Annotated in this window: 2 protein-coding genes; both read left to right on the top strand. The window is 50.0% G+C overall.

Annotated features, from left to right (window positions below; translation table 11 throughout):
* The first annotated feature begins 76 nt into the window (after nucleotides 1–76).
* On the top strand, nucleotides 77–1,915 hold the full coding sequence (locus WBA89_RS28415) for an abortive infection protein (RefSeq protein WP_424410969.1): 1,839 nt from the start codon (nucleotides 77–79) through the stop codon (nucleotides 1,913–1,915).
* A gap of 112 nt (nucleotides 1,916–2,027) precedes the next feature.
* On the top strand, nucleotides 2,028–2,290 hold a 263-nt coding region (locus tag WBA89_RS28420), incomplete at its 3' end, for an alpha/beta fold hydrolase (protein ID WP_424410970.1).

Consider the following 2,290-nt stretch of genomic DNA (forward strand, 5'->3'; position numbering starts at 1 on the left):
TCATAAAGTAGCGCTAGATATTACCCCCCCAACCCCCCCTTACTAAGGGGGGCTTCGGATTTGATCAATACCACATATGAAAGAAAAATGGTATAACTGTCAACTGTCAACTGTCAACAATCAACTGTCAACTGTCAACTGTCAACTGTCAACCAAATTGAGTAACTACGAACGCTACCAGCAAGCGGCTTTCAACCGACCGGAGTTTTATCCGATCGATCGATCTGTGTCGCCCGAATATTACCGCCCCATTGCGCCTTGGATGGGGCGATTAATTTTGCCGGCCATTCACCAACGGCAAACGATTCAAGGCGCGTTGTTTGAAATTCATCACGCGCCTTGTGAATTTCAGCATTTGGTGGGACAAATTGCGATCCTGCGCTTTAGTGACGATCGCCTGGTGCAGGCCTACGTTCGGGCTGTGACGAAAGACGTGCATTTCAGTCCTCAAGCTGAACGCAGCCAAAAACAAGGCAAAGTTCACCCAACCAGGCTCAATCACTGGCTACAAGTTAATCCCCTAGAGTCGATCGCGGGTTCGCATCCTCACGATGATGTAATTGTGATGCTGCAAGAACCCGTGGGTGTGGAACAATTTGCAGAAAACAACATTCTGACCGTTGCTTGCGAACCAGTGCAAATTACCGGACGTTATTACGGGTTAGTGAAATTTGTGCGATCGATTCAGCCGAACGGTGATTTGTTTGAGGTAATTCACTTCGATCGCGCCTCGCGACAATTCGCGGGAGCCCGAGAAATCGTTAGCCTGCCTCCAGTAATTGCCAATAGCAATCAGAATGCTTCTTCCACCAGCAAAAACATTGAGAAATCGCCCCTAAATGAAACTGGATGGTATATTTACGGTGCGCCGGATCGATCGGGGCAATTTGTCGTGCAGGCGATCGCGCCTCGGAGTTTGTTGCAGGTTGAAGCTGACCGACAGATTGCAGCCCAAACCTCAGTTAAACACTACCTCAAACACGAGTCTTGGAGCAATCTGGTAGCTCAGAAGGGAACAACCAGCAAGGCATTGCTTTGTTTCAAATCAAATCGAAATCCAGTTAATTGGCACGAAGGAAAACGAGCCTTACTGATTCACATCTATGGTGGGATTGGAGGGAAAAAAGCAGAACCAGCTACCAAAACTCCGCTCTACTTCGGGCATTTTGCTTACGGACTCGCGACAGTCGTGCGAGAACCGCTGGCGAATGAACTGCGGTTTGACATTGTTTATCACCAAATCTACACGCACAACCAGGAGGGGCTGATTGCTGGGAGTTTGCATTGGTCGCGCTACATGGGCGACAGACAGTTTGGCTGGTTGGGTTTGCGCCCGGTTTGCGATACGATAATCGAATTCGATGCCTTCACGAGCGAGTATGAAACCCAGGACGGCCAGAAGCGATCGCCGCTCGATCGATTGATTTACCAGTTAGAAATCATGGCGGCTCGTTACCGGATTGGCGATGGCACCGGAGGGACGTTTGTTGGGCCTGACTACAATTGCACTCAAGATTCCAATCAAGCTTTGTATGCAGCAATGCGGCAAATTGCTCGATCGCTTCTGTCTCTCCCAAATATCGAAGCATCGAAACAGCAACACCCCGAAGAATTAGATAAATTAGAGCAGTTAGAAAAGTTGAGCAAAAAGTTAAAACGGCTGCTGTTGCCGTGTGGAACCGCACGCGCCGACTGGAAGAATCAAGCTGAAGTTTTGGGCAGCACTTTAGAAGATCGTCCGCTGCAAAAGATTCGCCGAAGTTTGCTAAGTTGGCGCACAATTCTACCGCGTCTGACAAGCGATGAAGTGACTCAAGCCTTTCTCGAACAGGGTGGGGAAGCTTGGGTATTGCGAACAAATCAGGTCGGAGGTTTTAATGGAGAGATTGAACCTGTAGCGCCGATGACATTGTAGCCACTTTCCACAGTCTACCTGCACCCATATATGAATGTTGGGGTGCCGAATTTGAAGTCAAAATTGTTTAAGAATAAAACATTGTAATTCCTTGTAGAAGTCGAGGCATTTTATGCACTTTACAACTGTCGCGGGCCCTGCGGGGCGACTCAATCTCACCGACACGGGCGCGGTAAGTGGCGAAGAACCACAAGCCATCCCCGTCCTGTTAGTACACGGTATGGCCTACGACATCGGAGTCTGGGACGAGACGAGCGCACTTTTGCGAGCAAATCTCGGTCAAAACCAGCGCCTTCTGGCGATCGACCTCCGGGGCCACGGCGCATCCGATCCGCCTGCAGACGGCGACTACAGCCCCGACTCCTGCGCCGCCGA

The sequence above is a fragment of the Microcoleus sp. genome, assembly GCF_049646505.1.
In the GTDB taxonomy this organism is placed as follows: domain Bacteria; phylum Cyanobacteriota; class Cyanobacteriia; order Cyanobacteriales; family Microcoleaceae; genus Microcoleus.

What these genes read in the sequence shown, in the direction of transcription:
- WBA89_RS28415 (WP_424410969.1), top strand. Translation starts at nt 77, where the DNA reads ATGAAAGAAAAATGGTATAACTGTCAACTGTCAACTGTCAACAATCAA.